The sequence below is a fragment of the Coleofasciculus sp. H7-2 genome (assembly GCF_042747725.1).
GTDB lineage: Bacteria > Cyanobacteriota > Cyanobacteriia > Cyanobacteriales > FACHB-T130 > FACHB-T130.
Genome location: NZ_JBHZGO010000108.1, coordinates 1 through 16,715 on the forward strand (window position 1 = coordinate 1; position 16,715 = coordinate 16,715).

General features: G+C 48.2%; 15 protein-coding genes. 8 read left to right on the forward strand and 7 right to left on the reverse strand.

The annotated features are described in order from the left end of the window. Positions 1–310: 310 nt before the first annotated feature. The 5 genes from ACFW2W_RS23580 to ACFW2W_RS23600 all read right to left on the reverse strand — a co-directional run bounded on the left by ACFW2W_RS23580 (position 311) and on the right by ACFW2W_RS23600 (position 6,295). Complete coding sequence (locus tag ACFW2W_RS23580; RefSeq protein ID WP_378184080.1) at positions 311–1,942, reverse strand: DUF4335 domain-containing protein; 1,632 nt, start codon at positions 1,940–1,942, stop codon at positions 311–313. 41 nt (positions 1,943–1,983) lie between these two features. Beyond that, the gene (locus ACFW2W_RS23585) at positions 1,984–2,574 is read right to left on the reverse strand and encodes a DUF3038 domain-containing protein (protein ID WP_378184082.1); all 591 of its coding nucleotides are present in this window, start codon (positions 2,572–2,574) and stop codon (positions 1,984–1,986) included. A gap of 144 nt (positions 2,575–2,718) precedes the next feature. Next, positions 2,719–5,178, reverse strand: a complete 2,460-nt coding sequence (locus ACFW2W_RS23590) for an endonuclease MutS2 (RefSeq protein WP_378184084.1) — start codon at positions 5,176–5,178, stop codon at positions 2,719–2,721. Positions 5,179–5,281: 103 nt separating this feature from the next. After that, positions 5,282–5,521, reverse strand: coding sequence for a hypothetical protein (locus tag ACFW2W_RS23595; protein ID WP_378184086.1), 240 nt, complete (start codon positions 5,519–5,521; stop codon positions 5,282–5,284). A gap of 642 nt (positions 5,522–6,163) precedes the next feature. Beyond that, the gene (locus tag ACFW2W_RS23600; protein ID WP_378184088.1) at positions 6,164–6,295 is read right to left on the reverse strand and encodes a hypothetical protein; all 132 of its coding nucleotides are present in this window, start codon (positions 6,293–6,295) and stop codon (positions 6,164–6,166) included. Positions 6,296–6,367: 72 nt separating this feature from the next. On the opposite strand from ACFW2W_RS23600, the gene ACFW2W_RS23605 reads away from it, so the two are divergent. The 3 genes from ACFW2W_RS23605 to ACFW2W_RS23615 all read left to right on the forward strand — a co-directional run bounded on the left by ACFW2W_RS23605 (position 6,368) and on the right by ACFW2W_RS23615 (position 10,054). Further along, positions 6,368–7,072 carry a DUF1449 domain-containing protein gene (locus tag ACFW2W_RS23605; protein ID WP_378184090.1) on the forward strand — a complete coding sequence of 235 codons (705 nt, stop codon included), beginning with the start codon at positions 6,368–6,370 and terminating at the stop codon, positions 7,070–7,072. Positions 7,073–7,346: 274 nt separating this feature from the next. Continuing rightward, on the forward strand, positions 7,347–9,566 hold the full coding sequence (locus ACFW2W_RS23610) for a flotillin domain-containing protein (protein WP_378184092.1): 2,220 nt from the start codon (positions 7,347–7,349) through the stop codon (positions 9,564–9,566). Positions 9,567–9,574: 8 nt separating this feature from the next. Beyond that, positions 9,575–10,054 carry a hypothetical protein gene (locus ACFW2W_RS23615; protein WP_378184094.1) on the forward strand — a complete coding sequence of 160 codons (480 nt, stop codon included), beginning with the start codon at positions 9,575–9,577 and terminating at the stop codon, positions 10,052–10,054. A gap of 120 nt (positions 10,055–10,174) precedes the next feature. Here the strand turns inward: ACFW2W_RS23615 and ACFW2W_RS23620 are convergent, their stop codons facing one another. Beyond that, on the reverse strand, positions 10,175–12,505 hold the full coding sequence (locus ACFW2W_RS23620; RefSeq protein WP_378184096.1) for a tetratricopeptide repeat protein: 2,331 nt from the start codon (positions 12,503–12,505) through the stop codon (positions 10,175–10,177). Positions 12,506–12,899: 394 nt separating this feature from the next. Between ACFW2W_RS23620 and ACFW2W_RS23625 the strand changes: the two genes are divergently transcribed. Further along, positions 12,900–13,151, forward strand: a complete 252-nt coding sequence (locus tag ACFW2W_RS23625; RefSeq protein ID WP_378184098.1) for a hypothetical protein — start codon at positions 12,900–12,902, stop codon at positions 13,149–13,151. 13 nt (positions 13,152–13,164) lie between these two features. Here ACFW2W_RS23625 and ACFW2W_RS23630 read toward each other — a convergent pair whose 3' ends face one another. Further along, positions 13,165–13,287, reverse strand: coding sequence for a hypothetical protein (locus ACFW2W_RS23630; RefSeq protein ID WP_378184100.1), 123 nt, complete (start codon positions 13,285–13,287; stop codon positions 13,165–13,167). Positions 13,288–13,379: 92 nt separating this feature from the next. Between ACFW2W_RS23630 and ACFW2W_RS23635 the strand changes: the two genes are divergently transcribed. From ACFW2W_RS23635 to ACFW2W_RS23650, 4 genes are all read left to right on the forward strand, one after another. Next, positions 13,380–14,543: a GuaB3 family IMP dehydrogenase-related protein gene (locus ACFW2W_RS23635; protein WP_378184102.1), complete on the forward strand. Its 1,164-nt coding sequence runs from the start codon at positions 13,380–13,382 to the stop codon at positions 14,541–14,543. A 313-nt stretch (positions 14,544–14,856) separates the two neighbouring features. After that, complete coding sequence (trxA, locus tag ACFW2W_RS23640; protein ID WP_378184104.1) at positions 14,857–15,180, forward strand: thioredoxin; 324 nt, start codon at positions 14,857–14,859, stop codon at positions 15,178–15,180. A 173-nt stretch (positions 15,181–15,353) separates the two neighbouring features. Next, positions 15,354–15,530, forward strand: coding sequence for a hypothetical protein (locus tag ACFW2W_RS23645; RefSeq protein WP_378184106.1), 177 nt, complete (start codon positions 15,354–15,356; stop codon positions 15,528–15,530). 25 nt (positions 15,531–15,555) lie between these two features. Beyond that, positions 15,556–16,626, forward strand: a complete 1,071-nt coding sequence (locus ACFW2W_RS23650; protein WP_378184108.1) for an LOG family protein — start codon at positions 15,556–15,558, stop codon at positions 16,624–16,626. The last annotated feature ends 89 nt before the right edge of the window (positions 16,627–16,715 follow it).

Here is a 16,715-nt window from a genome sequence, read left to right on the forward strand (position 1 = left end):
ACCATCTATCAAAGCAAGGGGGCATGGCGGCGGGAGTTGTCTGTTTCATCGGGAGAAACCTCGACGTGAACTGTTTACTCTGCAAGCATTATACTTTCTTTTCCTTTTGATTTTCGTTTAAGTCCCGATAGAGCGGTTTTCACTTGGAGGGGTTTGGGGAGAGGTGTTCCAGTGTATAGGGCAGGGGTGGGGTCAAACCCTAGGGCATCTCATCGAGAATTGCTAGATTAATTTGCTGGGAAAACAAAAAAACCGGGTTTTAAAAAACCCGGTTTCTGAAGAATTCTCTTTTTCTCGATCGACAACCCGCTTAAGGTTCCAGAAAGGTTTCCACTTTGCCATCGGAGCCAAGAACTACCCGGATGTGGGCATTGCGATCGCCTTCGATGGGAGAAACAAACGGTTTCCCCGGTACTGGCATCCCAGTACGGTCAATATACTTGACTGACGCTTCTCCAAGCGGTCGAATGCGCTCGATGGAGCCATCCGGATTGAGCCGGAGATAGTATTGCAGCGATTGTGTCAGACCGGCGGGTGGTTTCCATTGCTGTTGGAAATAGTTCCGCACTTGTGCAACTTGGGGAATCGTGTCAAATAGCCGGTCTTCCTGGGCGCGATCGCTACTGGTTTGGGCGCGATCGCGTTTCCCCGCCGGTGGGGCAACGCTGCCGCGAGTCGTACCGGGACTAGGTTCGCTGTTATTTGCAGCCGAGCTTTCAGCCGGAAGGCTGGCAAGCGACGGCAGATTGGGAAGCGGGGGAGGCGCGGGAGGAATGCCCCCGGCATTGGGGGATGCAGACTGGTTTGTGCCTTGAGAACTTGAGGCGCTGTCACCAGGAGCCGGTTGCCCGATTCGGGGCGCTGTCACCCCGCCGCTACTGGGGATCGGATCGAACGGGAGATTATTGCGGATAGCCTGTTTTGGCTGTTCAGCCGGGGGTTTGGGGATGGGAGGAAAATTACTGGGAGGAGGGGGCTGGAAAATGGCTCTTCCCTCTGGGGCAGAACGTTGTTGAATGGGGGGCAGATTGGTGAAAATGGGGCTGGAATTTCCAGGGGGATTCCGAGGCACAACGACGACCCCTGGGCTTTTGGCATTGAAAGGTGTCGGCGTGCCTACAGGGGCCGGAGATAACAAAATGGACGAAGGAGACCCAGTCGGCGTCGGCGACACGGAGGACAAAGGAGGAGGCGTCGGCACTCCCGCCGTAGGCGTCGTTGTCGGAACTGGCAACACCTCGGTGGAACCGGGCACTTGTGCCGGGGTGCTGGGTGATGCAGTGGGTGCCGGTGCAGAGGAGATGACAGTGGGACTAGGCTGGTTCAGCAGCTTGAGCGTGGCGGCTGTTATACCCACCCCCAACAGAAAGATGGCTGCCGTCCGAGTCCAGAGGGGCGGATTTTTCAACCACTGGGTGCGGTTGAGGGGAGGCAATGCCACTAATTCAGCGTTGTATTCATCCAAAGCCGTGGCTAAGTCGAATAGTTGCAGCGCACTCAGCGTCACGACTGACCCCGTTTCTTCAGTCGCCAAATGCCCCAAAAATAGGTCGTGGGACAAAAGTCCCCTCGGTTGTATATAGGGGACAAAGGTTTGAAAATGGGGGGATTCGGGCGGGGAAAGAATGGTTGCCGCTTGGGCGGGGGCAGCAGCAGCGACCATCGGCTCGCCTACGGGCATTTGATGCGCCACCGGCTGCGGTCGAGGGGATTGCTGAAGGAAGTCCTGCACGTAGGTGCTAACGGCTTCGCAAAGGCTTTCTAATTGAGCGCGATTTCCGCGAATCGATACTCGTCGATCTTCTGGCTGTCGCGGATCGTCAAAGCTTAGCTCAAATCGTAGATGCTTCAGCACGGGTTGTCCTGCCCAGCGAGACAGGGGCGAGTCTTTCGCCTGGATTTCCAACGTGCAGGTGGGGGGTGTATAGCGTCGCAAAACCATTTTGCTAATTGAAAGGATTGCTAATTGCTAAGTGTGAATTGCTAGCGGGCGCGATCCAAAAGTGCTAACCAGAGACGCCGATGACCATTGGGGCTACTGTAGAACAGGAGATCGATGAGAAGTTTCAAAGCCAAGTGGCTCAAAGCGTCGGACGATACATTTTCTTCTTCCTCCATGCGTTCCTGGTAAGTGTTGCTGAAGGCATCAAGATAATCTCCCAGTAAAGAAGCTTCGTGGGGTTCCCGGTTTTGCTCGGCTAGCTGTTCGAGCAAGGCAACGGCACGGCGGATTAGCTCTTGCTGCTGTCTGGCAAGGTGACAGATGATTAAAACAAGCGATCGCGCTTCCTCCACATCTAACTTTTTCCGCCCTCCCGAACTCTTCCGCATGGGGTTAGACTGGCGCAGTCGCCACAAAGCCACCCGATCTGCCACCATTGACTCTAAATTCAATTGAGCTGCGGCTTGAAGTATCGCGTCGGAACCGATGCCTGCCAATGCTTCAAGAGCCAATAAAATTAAATCCAGTTGGGCTTTGATATTGTCCAACTGTACTGGATCTGGCGCGGAAGCAAGGGGTAAATCCTCCCAGTGGGGGGTTGGCGTCGTTGGTGTCTTCACGATGGAGGGCATATTTTTAGCTTAGGTGACGCAACTGGTGATAACTTCGCCGTTACGAGTCTTGAAACCAGACTATCGCGGTTTTGAGTAAGTTTCCTGTCGTCGGCTGATGGCGAATGGCTAACTGTTTTTAAACAATTAGCTATTAGTAATTCGCTACTTAATATAGGCGATTGTGACACCCGTGCCACCTTCTGGAGTGCCAGCTAATTCAAAACGCTCGATTAGAGGATGCTGTTTCAAGAATTCGTGGACACCTTCTCGCAGTCGTCCGGTTCCCTTGCCGTGGATAATCCACAAACAACCCGCATCCATCGCTTGAGCGATCGCTTTTTCTAATGCCATCTCGGCATCAGGCACTCGACTCCCCCGAATATCGACGGTATTTTTGGAGGTGCGAATTGTGGGTTGCGGTTTGGAGGGTGCGGGTTGCTCTTTTGGAGTAGCCGTCGGTTTGGCTTTAGTGATGGGTTCGGGTTTCTGACCGTCCAAAGATTCGATATCTTCAAGGGAGACGGTCATTTTCATTAACCCAAATCGCACGCTCATCTGACCAGCTTCGTCTGGATTGCTCAGCACTTCGGCGGTTTGTCCCAAGCGAGGAATGCGGACGCGATCGCCCATTTTTGGGCTAAATCCCGGCTTTGGTTTGGGTGGCGGCGAGGGCAAAAGATGACGTTCGGCAATTTCATTCAAGGCGTTGGTTGCACCTTGAGCATCTTGAGCAGTGGCTGAGCCTTGCTGTAACCGCCGAATCACTTGAGCGATTTCTCCTTTGGCTTGAATCAAGGCTTCCTGTACAGCGCGTTCCTGGGAAAGCTTGAGCTGCTGTTCCCGTTCCTGCAAAGCGGCAGCTTTTCTCGACACCTCCTGATAAAAACGCTCCGCTTGCTGCAACAACTGACTAGCTTCAGCTGCTTTAGTTTCTTGATTGCGGCGTTGTGCTTCCAGTCCGGCAATCACTTGGTTGATGTCTTCTGAAGCACCTCCCACATAAGTTTGAGCTTGTTCGACAATTTCCGCCTTCAATCCCAAGCGTCGCGCAATCGTCAGGGCGTTGGAACGTCCGGGAATTCCCCACAACAGTCGATAAGTGGGGCTGAGGGTGCGATCGTCAAATTCCACCGAGGCATTTTCAAACCGTTCGTCTTCATATTTGAGCGCTTTGAGTTCGCCGAAGTGGGTGGTGGCAATGCTTAGATTGGCATGGTCTGCTAGATACTGGAGGAGAGCGATCGCTAAAGCACTCCCTTCTGCCGGATCGGTTCCCGCTCCCACTTCATCCAGCAAAACTAGCGTATTTGGCGTCATTCCCTCAGAAATTCGGCTGATGCGACGAATATGCCCCGAAAAAGTCGATAAACTCTGCTCTAAAGATTGTTCGTCGCCAATATCTGCCAGCACTAAATCAAACCAAGGCAATTCTACCGGCTCCCGCGCCGGGACAAATAACCCCACTTTTGCCATCAGTGCGGCTAATCCCAGGGTTTTTAGGGTGACGGTTTTGCCGCCGGTATTCGGTCCAGTAATTGTTACGACCCGAATCTCTGGCTGAATCAGTAAATCTACGGGCACGACTGCACCCCCGTTTTCGTGTCGCTGCTGCCATACCAATAAAGGATGGCGCAACTGGCGCAGGGTGATGGAATTTTCGATTTTGGATTGGGGATTTTTGGCTGGGGATTCTCCAGACTCCTCATCTTCCCGGTTCCCCGGCTTTTCTGGGGGGGTGCGTTCGATAAATCTGGGAGGATTCGCTTCTAACCAATAGCTGTATCGTGACCTAGCGGTTGCCAAATCCAAAGTTGTCGCCACTGCCAACAACTGCTCTAAATCTGGCTTCACGGCTGCTACTTGTGCCGTCAACACTTGGCGGATGGCTTCTTCTTCCACTTGTTCTTGACGCCGCAACTGCCGCAATTGATTGCCCAATTGCACGATCGCGTTCGGTTCGATAAATAGCGTCGCGCCGCTACTGGAAGTGTCGTGGACGATGCCGGGAATGGCGTCTTTTTGCGGTGCTTTGACGGGAATCACGAAGCGATCGCCCCGCTGTTTGATCGTCTGTTCCTGCACTGCATTGGCTTGGCGCTGCAAAATCCCCTGCAATGTCTGATAAATGCGATCGCGCAGCTGCCGCAGTTGGATGCGAATTCCGCCCAGCTTGGCACTCGCCCTATCTGCTACGTCTCCCCTTTCATCGATACAGTGGTTAATTTCCTGCTCTAATTCTGGATAGGTGCGGATATCGGCAACCAGCGCTTTCAGCACCGGCACGTCTTCTTGATCGTCAATCATGCGCCGCAAACGCCTGACTCCAGCCAGGGTGGTGGCGATCGCCAGCAACTCTTCCCCCGCTAAAATTCCCTGAAGTTCCGCTCGCTCCAGAGAATCTCCTATATCCTGAATTCCTTCAAAAGTCAACCCCGGAGAAAGACGATTCTCCAACTGGTAAACTTCCTGAGTTTGGGCGATGAGTTGCAGGCTCTCTGACTGAGTAGCTGGAATTTGCAGATGATTGGCAGCTAGAGCGCCCAACTTAGTGGCAGCAAAAGTAGACAAATGCTGGCACAGGCGGGGCCATTCGAGTAATTCTAAGGTCTCAGATTGAATCAAAGCTTAAAAGCTATATCTAAATATTCAAGTGCTTATCTATATTAATTTTAAGCTCTGATTAACTGACAGCGCGAGAACAAACATACGCAACTCGCCGCTTTCCTTACGCTGGGGCACCTTCCAACTCATACTGGCTTTGGGTAAGCGTCACCCACGCGGTTTCCTCCCAAGGCTCCAGAAATCCTATTGACTCTAAAGGAGCGATCGCATCCAACTGCATTAGCTCGTCTGTGTCAAAATCATCAAATATTTCAGTAAGTGCTTGCAAGTCGCGCTGCCTCAAAGGCATTTGCAACACTGTGAAATAGCAAGCCAGAGCTGACTGGTTCGTAGATGCAGACATTTGCGTTCCTGATGAAGATAATTGTTTCAACCTAAAACAGGCTTTAGCGTCCTACCTCTATCCCATTACTGAAGTTTATTGCTCTTAAAGTCTGCCTTTAGAAGGATGCTATTTATGAAATAATTAAATTTAAACGATAAAATTCTCTTTATAAAGAATAAAAATTAAAAAAAGTTATCGTTTTTCCGGTTTTTCCGGAATTGTGGCTACGCTGGTGATGTTTTATCTCAGTTCACGCGATGTGCAACTTTAAGAAAGCCGTTTGATCAAGACTTGTCATCAATACGGTTCGCTTAAAGCTAACAATCCAAAACCTGCGTAGGTTGGGTTGAGGCACGAAACCCAACACCAATAACTTATGTTGGGTTTCACTATCGTTCAACCCAACCTACAACTGGTGATGTTTTATCTCAGTTCACTCAATGTACAACTTTAAGAAAGCCGTTTGATCAAGGGTTGTCATCAATACGGTTCGCTTAAAGCTAACAATCCAAAACCTGCGTAGGTTGGGTTGAGGCACGAAACCCAACACCAATAACTTATGTTGGGTTTCACTATCGTTCAACCCAACCTACAACTATTCTTAGTGAACCATATTGGGCTGATTACGACCCACATTTGGTGAAATTTAGAGTTTTAGCTTCAGGCGGACTGAGCCAACAACTGAGCCAACAACTGAGCCAAAGAGTGAGCCGAATCGCCGAGACCGCTCTGAGACGATCGAAGTGCAGTCAGCTTAATTAATCGATGAAGCTCAAAGACAAACTTCTCCATTAAGCACCTTCCTCCGTAAGTCTTGAAACGCTAAAATTTTCAACTCAACTCAATTAAGGACACTAGGCATTCATGCTGTTTAATTCAGCCAACCTACCCTACTGGATGTTTCTAGGGATGGGAGTCCTATTATTCCTATTGGTGATTGTTTCCGGTGGGGGAGACTCCGACATAGATGCTGACATAGATGCTGACATAGATACCGACATAGATGTTATAGACGTAGACACCGATGCAGATGGTGACTTCGACTCCTTGGAAATCCTGGGATGGCTAGGCATTGGCAAAGCGCCGCTAATCCTATTATTAGGAACTGACTTTAGCCTCTGGGGTGTCATCGGCTGGATGCTCAATGTCTGGGTTGGCAGCCTCACAGGTGGCATCCCCTACCGTTTTTTTGGATTAGGGGGAGTGGTGTTATTAGGTTCAATGGCTATCAGCCTGTTTCTGGGGGGGTTGATTGCTCGACCACTGGGAAAAATCTTTGCCGCCTTTGGGGAAGATGCCAGTAGCGATCGCTTAATTGGTTGCTTCGGCACCGTAAGTTCTGCCTTTATTCCCCATAAACACAGAGGCAAAATTGGTCAGGTAGATGTCATCGATTCAGCGCGAAATCTTGTCACCATCAGCGCCACTTTACCTGATTGGGCAACTGTTCTCCCGCGTCGCAATGAAAAAGTCTTAGTCATTGAACGTTTGGAACACCACTATTTAGTCGTCGCCAAAGATAGTCTCGATCAAGAACATTGGCTAGAAAATGCACACAAAATCAAGTAAGAAATCCCAGAAGAACAGGACTTACGCAAAGCTTATACATATAGCGTTTTGTCGGGGCAATCCCTTGTGGTTGCCCTCAGATGTGGTGCTATTTGCGTAATTCCTGAAGAATAAAATACACCGCTATCCAAACAAAGTCCACCTGTGCGTTTACGCGCACGCTACGCTAACGCCGACTTTAGAAGTTCAAGTTGCCTAGGTAGATTTCATCTGTATATCCGCAACTTCCAATCGCTAGAGAAACTAACAACTAACAACCAACTTCTTCAAAATTATGCTATTTTGGCTTACCTTCATCCAATCATTACCGATTGCCACCACATCTGAATCGCAGAAACAATGGCAAACCGAGACAAATTTACCCAAAAATGAGTCTACTTTAATCGCTCAAACACTGCCAGCCCCAATACAACCAGCGATTGCCCAACTGGGAAGTGGGATTGTCTTCCCAGGAATTATTGGTGCTTTAGTTGTATTACTGCTATTAAGCATTTGGGCGTATACGCGAGTTTATGTTGTTACACCCAACAACGAAGCTTTTGTGAGAACGGGCGGCGTTTTCATTAAAAGTAAATCTGTCATTCTCTATGGCGGTTGCGTTGTTTTACCTGGATTCCATCAGCTTACCCGCGTACCTTTGCGGGAAATTTCTATTGATGTTGAGCGCACCGGGAAGTTGGCAGTTCGTACCCAAGATTACCTCCGAGCAAATATGCGGGTGACATTCTATGTCTGCATCAATGCCGACGAACAAGATGTTTTAACGGCGGCGGCTAGACTGTCCAGGGCCGGGAAAATTACGCCGGAAGATATTAAAGATGCTCTGGAAAAACGCGCAGATGATGCGATTCGGGCAGCGGCGAAAAATAAGAGTTTAGCCGAGATTGATTCGGATAAGATTGGGTTTGCTGATGCTGTTTTAAATTTAGTTCAGCAAGATTTGAAGAAAGTAGGTTTGACGCTGAACAATATTGCCATTTCGGAAATAGAAGAAAGCGATACCTACGACACGAATAACTTCTTCGATGCTCAAGGCGTGCGACTGCGGACTGAAACGATTCAACGCTCGATTCAGCAAAAACGAGAAGTTGAATTAACCACTCAAGTTACCATTGAACAGAAAGAACTGGATGCCCAAAAGCGATCGCTCCAAATTGAGCAAGAGAAACAAACCGCTAAACTAGAGCAACAACTGCAAGTAGAAGCACTGAAAGCTCAAAAAGAGCGGGAGATTCAAGAATCGAAAGACACAGAAGCAGCCACGGTACAGCGTACCAAGATTTTACAGCTTAAATCCGTTGAAGAAGAAGAAATTCGCAAGAAATTGGGAGTGCAACAAAGCCAAATTGAGGCAGATATTTCCCTAGAGGAACGCAATAAACAACTCAAGGTGGCGCAAGCACTGCAAAAACAAGAAGCAGAAATGGCGGAAATTACCCGTCAGCGCATCATCCAAGAGGGAGAGATAAAGAAAAAACTGGCGGTGGAACAAGGTCAAATTGAGGCAAATATTTCCCTAGAAGAACGCAATAAACAATTCAAGGTGGCGCAAACACTGCAAAAACAAGAAGCAGAAATGGCGGAAATTATCCGTCAGCAGACAGTAGAATCTTCTCGCCTACAAGCGCAAGTGCAGGTAGCGGAGTCAGAAAAACTGTCAAGAATTGCCCAAGAAGAGGTAGCGATCGCAGTTGCTAACAAAAAACGCGAAAGCTTTGTCGCCGAGGCACAACAAGCGAAGGCAGAATCATCTGTGACAACCGCCAGTTCAGTTGAAAAAGCCGAACGGGACAAACAGCTTTCAATTATTGCCGCCGAACGAGAAGCCCAAGAGAAGAGTATTAGCGATCGCAACGTCGTAGAAATTGACGCTTTCCGGCGCAGAAGGCAAGCAGAAATTGCCCAACAAGCAGCGGAACTTGAAGCCGAAGCAATTCGCACTCTAGCAGATGCCAACCGCGACAAAGCTTTAGCCGAAGCTGAAGGTATTCAAGCCCAAATTGCCGCCCAAAATACTATCAGCGACGCTAACCTCACTGCCAAGATTATCACCACAATTTGGCCCGATCTCGCAGATAAACTACCAGAAATTGTCAAGGCACTGGCACCTCAACCAGGAGTGATCGGCGATGCCCGAATTTACTCCTTCCCCGGTGCAAATGGCAGCAACGGCAACGGTGCCGGTGACATCAACAAAATGTTACTTTCTACCAGCGGCTTAGCTTTAATTAACACCTTGCTAGAAGATGGCAAATTAGGCTCATTAATTGGTCAAGTTAGTAATCTGGTTCGTAGCAACAACGGCAGTATTCCCACCGAGGTGATAACAGGCGATTCCTCCCAAAAACCAACGCCTAGCATTCCCCAGACACCTCCTAAAAAAGAGCCATCAGTCCAAACGCTGGTAACAATGCCAACGCCTCCCCCACCGCCATCCAAGCCGCTAGGGAGTTTAGAAACTGGAAAAGACGATCGCAAAAACAGCGGAAATTAGATTGTCGGTTGAGTAGAGCCGGAACCCCACCCCGTCCTCGCCTGCGGCTCCGGCTCCCCTCCCCGCAAGCGGGGAGGGGTTGGGGGTGGGGTTCTATAGCGCCATCTGCGCCGCAGATATTGGGTCACAGTGTCCTTGTACGTAAAGGAAGTGGCTGGGAACAGATTGGGAATGGCAGCGCTGAATTCTTTCTGGATCGCCCACCGTTACCGCCAGAGGAGCTGGTGTGGTATGGAGGTAGCAACTACTCGAACGATAAAGGTGAGACTTACGCCCTCACTTACGGTAAGGTACTCTCACCAGAAGTCGCTGCTGTCGAAATAACCTTTGATAACGGGAAGATTCTGCGCGACGAAGCCACTAACGGTGTTTTTGTCCTAATATCACCAGGCGCTAATCATTCTTGCCAAATGCGGGTACTCGGCAAAAATGACAAAATACTGCGGCGCATTAATGATGTGAACTTTGTGCAAAATAATCGGTGTTGAGCGCATTTTTGAGAATGCGATAGCGAAGGGCTGACTTGTCAGTTCGCGCTGTTGATGAGAGGAATGCGATCGCGCTATGTCAACTCAATGTAAAATCGATTCAACCAGTTTATTGTTCATCTATTTTTCTCCTATTGCACGTCGCACTTTCTCAACTTGCCTTGGTGCTTCCATTTCCTCAAAAAGTCGAATTGCTTCTTTAAAGTTTGTCTGACCCTTCTCGTTTTCACCCATCTTTTGATAAGTCAAGGCAAGTTGATAATAAGCTTCAGCAAGATCGCATTTAGCGCCTATTTTATCCAGCAATTCTATTGATTTTGAATGGTTTGAAAGTGCTGTATCAAAATTTTCCTGTTCTCGATAAAGCTCTGCTAGACCAGTTAAAGCTTTAGCCTTAACCTGCGTGTAGTGGCTTTCTTCAGCATACGCGATCGCTTTGCGGTACATATCAAAAGACTTTTCATGATCTTCTAAATTGTTGTATGTTTGACCTAAAAACAAGAATCTATATCCTACGGCCCATGTAGTCGACCTCCCAGGTGAGCTTTCATGTTGACTCTTCTCGACTAAGTAAAATGCTTCCTGCCCAAGACCTAAAAATGACTTTAAAAACGCTAGGCAATACCAAGATTGTACTGCGTATCTATGGCATTCTGTATTTTCTGAGAGTGATATAACTTTTTCAAATAATTCTACTGCTTCTTGAATTTCTAATAAATCTATGTGACAAAGACCTCTATTAAAATAAGCAACTATTTCAAGACCTTTATTTTGAATAAAAATTGCAATCTCTTCAGACTTTTTATGAGATTCAATACTAGATTGAGTATGTCCTGTTAACCAATAAAGATCGCCCAATATATTATAAATCCTACTTGCAGTATAACTAGGATTAAGATTATTTATTATTTGATTAATCGCAGTTGTCATTTGTTGTAATAGACCTAATCTGCTGAATGACATACCTAAATCTTCATCTTTTTGCCATTTATTACTTCTCTCTTTAGTAATGACATTACCAGCCCAATTAAAATCTTTAATTTCCACATAGTGATAATAAGCTTCTAACGCTCTCAGTGCTTCTTCTACAGTTTCAACTGTCTTAACATTCTCTGTCCAAAATGCTGCTGCTTTCCGGTTGGCTTCTTCCCAATCTTCACTTGGTCTCAAACGTGCGATCGCCTCTGCCCGAATTACTGGATGCAGCAAGTATTCTCCCTTTTTGTACTCTACTAAACACCGATTTCGCAACGATTCAATGATGCGTCTACGCTGTGCTTCTGGGACATCCCAAAGTAAACAAAACAGCCCCTCAAGGGGGACAGTCGGCACATCCTGATAGCGAAAGCATCCCAAACGGCAGAGGAGTCGATAGGCTTCCGGGTAAATTTCTTGGAGACGGTTGAACTGATCTTTAATGAGGTTTTCTACAGCTAATTCCACTAATAAGTCAGCTTCGACTTGATGTTCTCGCCAATAGGCTGTCATACCCCTATCTCTTACAATTGGATCGCAGAGGACTGTCATCGCTAAGGCATTGCCACCATAAGCTTTGTGCATTTCCCGCAGAGCCGTATCATCTATATCAATGTTGCGGCTGCAAAAAAACTCTTGCCATGCCTGCTGATTCAATCTAGGCAAGGAATAGTTTGCCACATTTACGCATTCAGCCAGCGGTTCGCGGCTGGTAATCAGCGTCACAGATTGCACGGTTGGATCAGCCAAAACTCGCAACAGTTCCACATAGCGGCGATGCGGTTCAATAAACCTGCCTTGTTTATCGAGTGCAGGTTCCAAGTTATCAATCAACACCCCAACTCGGCGCGTCTGAAGTTGCCGTTTTAGCCGCCCTAGCGTTATCCCAAACTCCCGCCCAGGTTCCTCCTGAAAATCCTGTTTGAGCCATTCTTCAATCACACTCTCGACGGCGGTGATGTTCTCTTTCTCCTTTGCCATCAGGAGTTCCAGCACCAAATCAAACCCTTGAGTTTTGAGATATTGCCCTGCCAAAGTTGTCTTACCCACGCCGCCAGGTGCCTGTATGACGATGACTTTCGCCCCTTGGCTGACACGGGTGTTGAGGTGGGCGATATCGCTTTCCCTCCCCACAAAATTAGAATTTTTGGATGTTGTACTCTCTGCGGTTGGTTCTAGCTGAGGAGTTTTAAGAGCAGAGATATGGTCATCCTTATCCAGTGTTAGCCCAAAGGCTTTGAAAAGATGTTCGATTTTTGGTTTGTCAGCCGCTTCCCGTCGATTCACAATATTAGATACTGTATCACACGATACAAAAGCTACTGCTTCTGGATTAACATTAGGGTCAGTTTGTTCTGATATGGCTTGGATGGTTTGCCTGTCAGGAAACGATAAAGCGATCGCATCCCAGATTCTTTTCCATCCTTTGTCAGTTAGTATCCGACCGCGATCGCGTCTTGCCTTTAGTAGAGTCATGATGCTTGGCTTAACTCCGGTTTGTCGGGACTTTAGCTGCGTGCAGGGCAGATAACAACTTTTTCAGGAGGTTAAGGGATTTAAGAGATTTTAGTTCCTAAAATTTATCTTAATTAAAACCCTTGTTATGTCTGGCTTTACAAGATATTAAACTATAAATTTTAACTTTGTTCTTAACACCCTTTTCTCCTCTAGAAAAAACATTGCACTTTGATGAGAATACCAACAGAAACAGCCAAAACAACAAGAAAGGAGACTTACATCAGTTAGTGAAACTGTTTCTCTGGAAAACTTTATCTTTATCAAAGGAATCGCAACTATGAAACGCTCAAAAACCGCTTTGCTTGCTTCATTTTTTCTAGTTCTTTCAGGTTCAATTGCTTTAGGTAGTGCTATGGCAATTGCTCCCCTGGGAATTCAACCAGCTATTGCCGGAGGAATTGGAGATTGGCTTCCTGTTCCTACAGGAATTTACTTTGAAATCAACGGCAAGCAGTTTTTCCTTGGCGACTACAGTGCAGATCCGACATTGACCTATCCTGGTAGCAAGTGGGAAGTGAAGGTTAATGGTCGGATTTGGGCGCATGGATACGGGCAAACTCCAGGTTGGGTTGTAGAGACTGCTAAGAAAGTCTTTGGCTTCTAAACTCTTTTCTAATCTAGGCGATCGCACCTAATACTAAAAGTGCGATCGCCCCTACTTCTGTCAAACCTTGCTCAAAAACGCGATCGCCCCCACAGTCCGATCTCGCCGGACTTCGTTTGTGTAGCCGCGATTTCAATCGCCCAAGCTAACTTGACCCCCAGCCCAGAACAAATTCCCCATTGAATTTGATACTCTAACTTAAATAGTCTTGGGAACGGGAAGTTAAGAGTGGATATTCAAATTGGGCGGGGCAAGACAGCTCGCCGAGCTTATGGCATCGATGAAATAGCGCTAGTGCCTGGAAATCGGACGCTAGACCCCAGTTTGGCAGATACCCGCTGGCGCATCGGCGGCATTGAGCGAGAAATCCCCATTATTGCCAGTGCAATGGATGGGGTAGTCGATGTCCGCATGGCAGTTCTACTATCTCAACTGGGGGCATTAGGCGTCCTCAATTTAGAAGGAATTCAAACTCGCTATGAAAACCCAGAGCCGATTTTAGATCGCATCGCCTCCGTGGGGAAAGAAGAGTTTGTCGCGCTGATGCAAGAACTCTATGCAGAACCCGTTAAGGAAGAATTAATCGAACGACGGATTCAAGAAATTAAACAACAAGGCGGCATTGCAGCAGTCAGCGCCACACCAGCGGGAGCGACAAAGTACGGCGCGGCTGTGGCAAAAGCGGGTGCTGACTTGTTCTTTGTGCAAGCGACAGTGGTTTCTACCGCTCACCTCTCGCCGGAGTCAGTAACACCCCTAGATTTGGCTCAATTCTGTCAAGAAATGCCAATCCCGGTCATTTTAGGGAACTGCGTCACCTACGACGTGACGCTGAACTTAATGAAGGCGGGTGCGGCTGGCGTGTTGGTGGGGATTGGCCCCGGTGCCGCTTGTACCTCTCGTGGCGTTTTGGGCGTAGGGATTCCCCAAGCCACCGCTGTTGCCGACTGTGCAGCCGCCCGCGATGACTATTTCGACGAAACCGGCAACTATGTCCCCGTGATTGCCGATGGCGGTTTAATTACTGGCGGCGATATCTGCAAGTCGCTCGCCTGCGGTGCTGACGGCGTGATGATTGGTTCTCCGTTTGCCAGAGCCAAAGAAGCACCCGGACGGGGGTATCATTGGGGGATGGCAACACCTAGCCCCGTTCTCCCTCGTGGTACTCGCATTCGAGTCGGCACAACAGGGACGTGCGAACAAATCCTGCGCGGTCCCGCCGGTCTGGATGATGGCACCCATAACCTGCTGGGAGCCTTGAAAACCAGTATGGGCACGCTGGGAGCCAAAGATATCAAGCAGATGCAGCAAGTTGAAGTTATAATTGCACCCTCTTTGCTGACAGAAGGGAAGGTCTACCAGAAAGCACAGCAGTTGGGAATGGGTAAATAGACCCACTGCCTTATTTGCGTTCCTTAAAAAATTCCGGACTCCTGCTCGGAGGACTGGAAAATCTAAAGCTGTCGCTTAGAATAGAGAAAGCGGAGACGCAAGTTTCCGTTCACTCCTCACACCACACTCCGCCCGGACTACTGTTCGGGCGGTTCCTTATTTAGGGTTAAAATAATCGCCTGCCTGCCTGCAGTCAAACCCACTGATTCGTCAATTATGTCTAAATGTATACCTTTTGAGTCAGAAGATGTCTGTTTTGCCTATGGTAGAATTTGCTAAAAATTAGAAACAGTTACGCTAAGGATTTCTAGGCATGTCAGCAGCCGCACAAGTTACAGACGCTTCGTTTAAACAAGAAGTACTTGAGAGTGAAGTTCCCGTTCTAGTAGATTTTTGGGCACCCTGGTGCGGACCTTGCCGGATGGTTGCGCCTGTGGTGGAGGAAATTGCCCAGCAGTACGACGGTCAAGTAAAAGTAGTCAAACTTAATACCGATGAAAACCCTAACGTTGCCAGCCAGTATGGGATTCGCAGCATTCCCACGCTCATGATTTTCAAAGGCGGTCAACGGGTGGATATGGTGGTGGGTGCGGTTCCCAAAACCACTTTGGCAAATACTTTGGAAAAGTATCTCTAACCACTTTTTCCAAGTAACAATGGCTAAACCGTCAGTATAGTTACCTATTTTTTCGGGAACTAGACGCTTATCAACCCAGACGCTCTGTGCTGGCTGGGGAGTTCTGCTTGTCATTTGTCTTTTTTGCTCGCCTTCTTGAGCCATTCAGTAGGTGGTTCCAAATCACGAACGATATGCACGACCTGCAAAAACCCGTTTTCTACAAGAAAACGGGTTTTTTTGAGGAGTTCGGCACCATTAATGGCAGCTTCAACCTTTCCGATAGACAGGCGCTGAGAGCCGGTTGGGGAGAAAAATCGTATAGAATGATACCAGTGGCGGCGATGCTGGGGCGAATCTCGTTAGAATAAAGTGCCGCTGGTGCTTGCATAAATTATGACCATTACTCCTCCTTCTAATGCCCTTGAGTCGCTGGAATCAGACGTAGCCGATCTAATTCACCAGCTGCCGAAGCTGAAACATGGGAAATGGATACAACGGGCGCTGTCAGTGCTGGTGCGACTGGCTGGGGAGGAAATCGACCGGCTGGACTGGAAAATCTTGAGCGCTTCTTTGCAAGATATGGAGCGGGCATTTCAAGTTTTTTATCCTTATCGGCACGTCCGCAAAGTAACGATTTTTGGTTCGGCTCGCGTTGCGCCCGATAGTCCCGAATACCTCATGGCGGTTGAGTTTGCTCGGCGTGTCACCCAGCTGGGTTATATGGTGATGACGGGTGCCGGTGGAGGGATTATGCAGGCGGGAAACGAAGGCGCTGGAGCTGAAAAATCGTTTGGTTTGAATATTCAGCTACCTTTTGAACAGGGAGCAAACCCGTTTATTGAAGGCGATCGCAAGCTGATTCCTTTTAAGTATTTTTTCACGCGGAAGCTGTTTTTCCTGCGAGAAAGCGATGCGATCGCTCTGTTTCCAGGTGGGTTTGGCACCCAGGATGAAGCTTTGGAATGTTTGACGCTTTGCCAAACGGGCAGATATGGCCCCGTACCGATGGTATTAATTGACCGTCCTGGCGGCGATTATTGGCAAGCATGGGATGCTTATATTCGCAAGCATTTAGTCGAACCCGGTTTAGTTAGTCATGACGATCCGAGTTTATACACAATTACAGATAACTTAGAGGTCGCTTGTGAAGCGATCAATCGCTTTTACCGGGTTTATCATTCCAGCCGCTATGTTGAGGATAAATTTGTCCTCCGTCTTAAGTCTGAAGTATCGGATGCAGAGGTTGAACAGCTGAATGCTGACTTCAGCGACATCTTGGTGAAGGGACGAATTGAAAAAACTCAGGCATTACCCGAAGAGGCAGTGGATGAAACATTAGATTTGCCTCGTCTAGTTTTGTACTTCAACCAACGGGATTTGGGGCGCTTGTACCAGATGATTTCTACAATTAACCGCATGGGAACTCCCCCACCCTATGTGGCAGCGCATCCAGAGCGCAAGTAACCAGTTCAGTCAACCTAAGCCGTGTACGTTGAGTAACGTTGCCTGATTCGTGAACCGTATTGCATTAGCCATTAGCTATCCGGTAACTG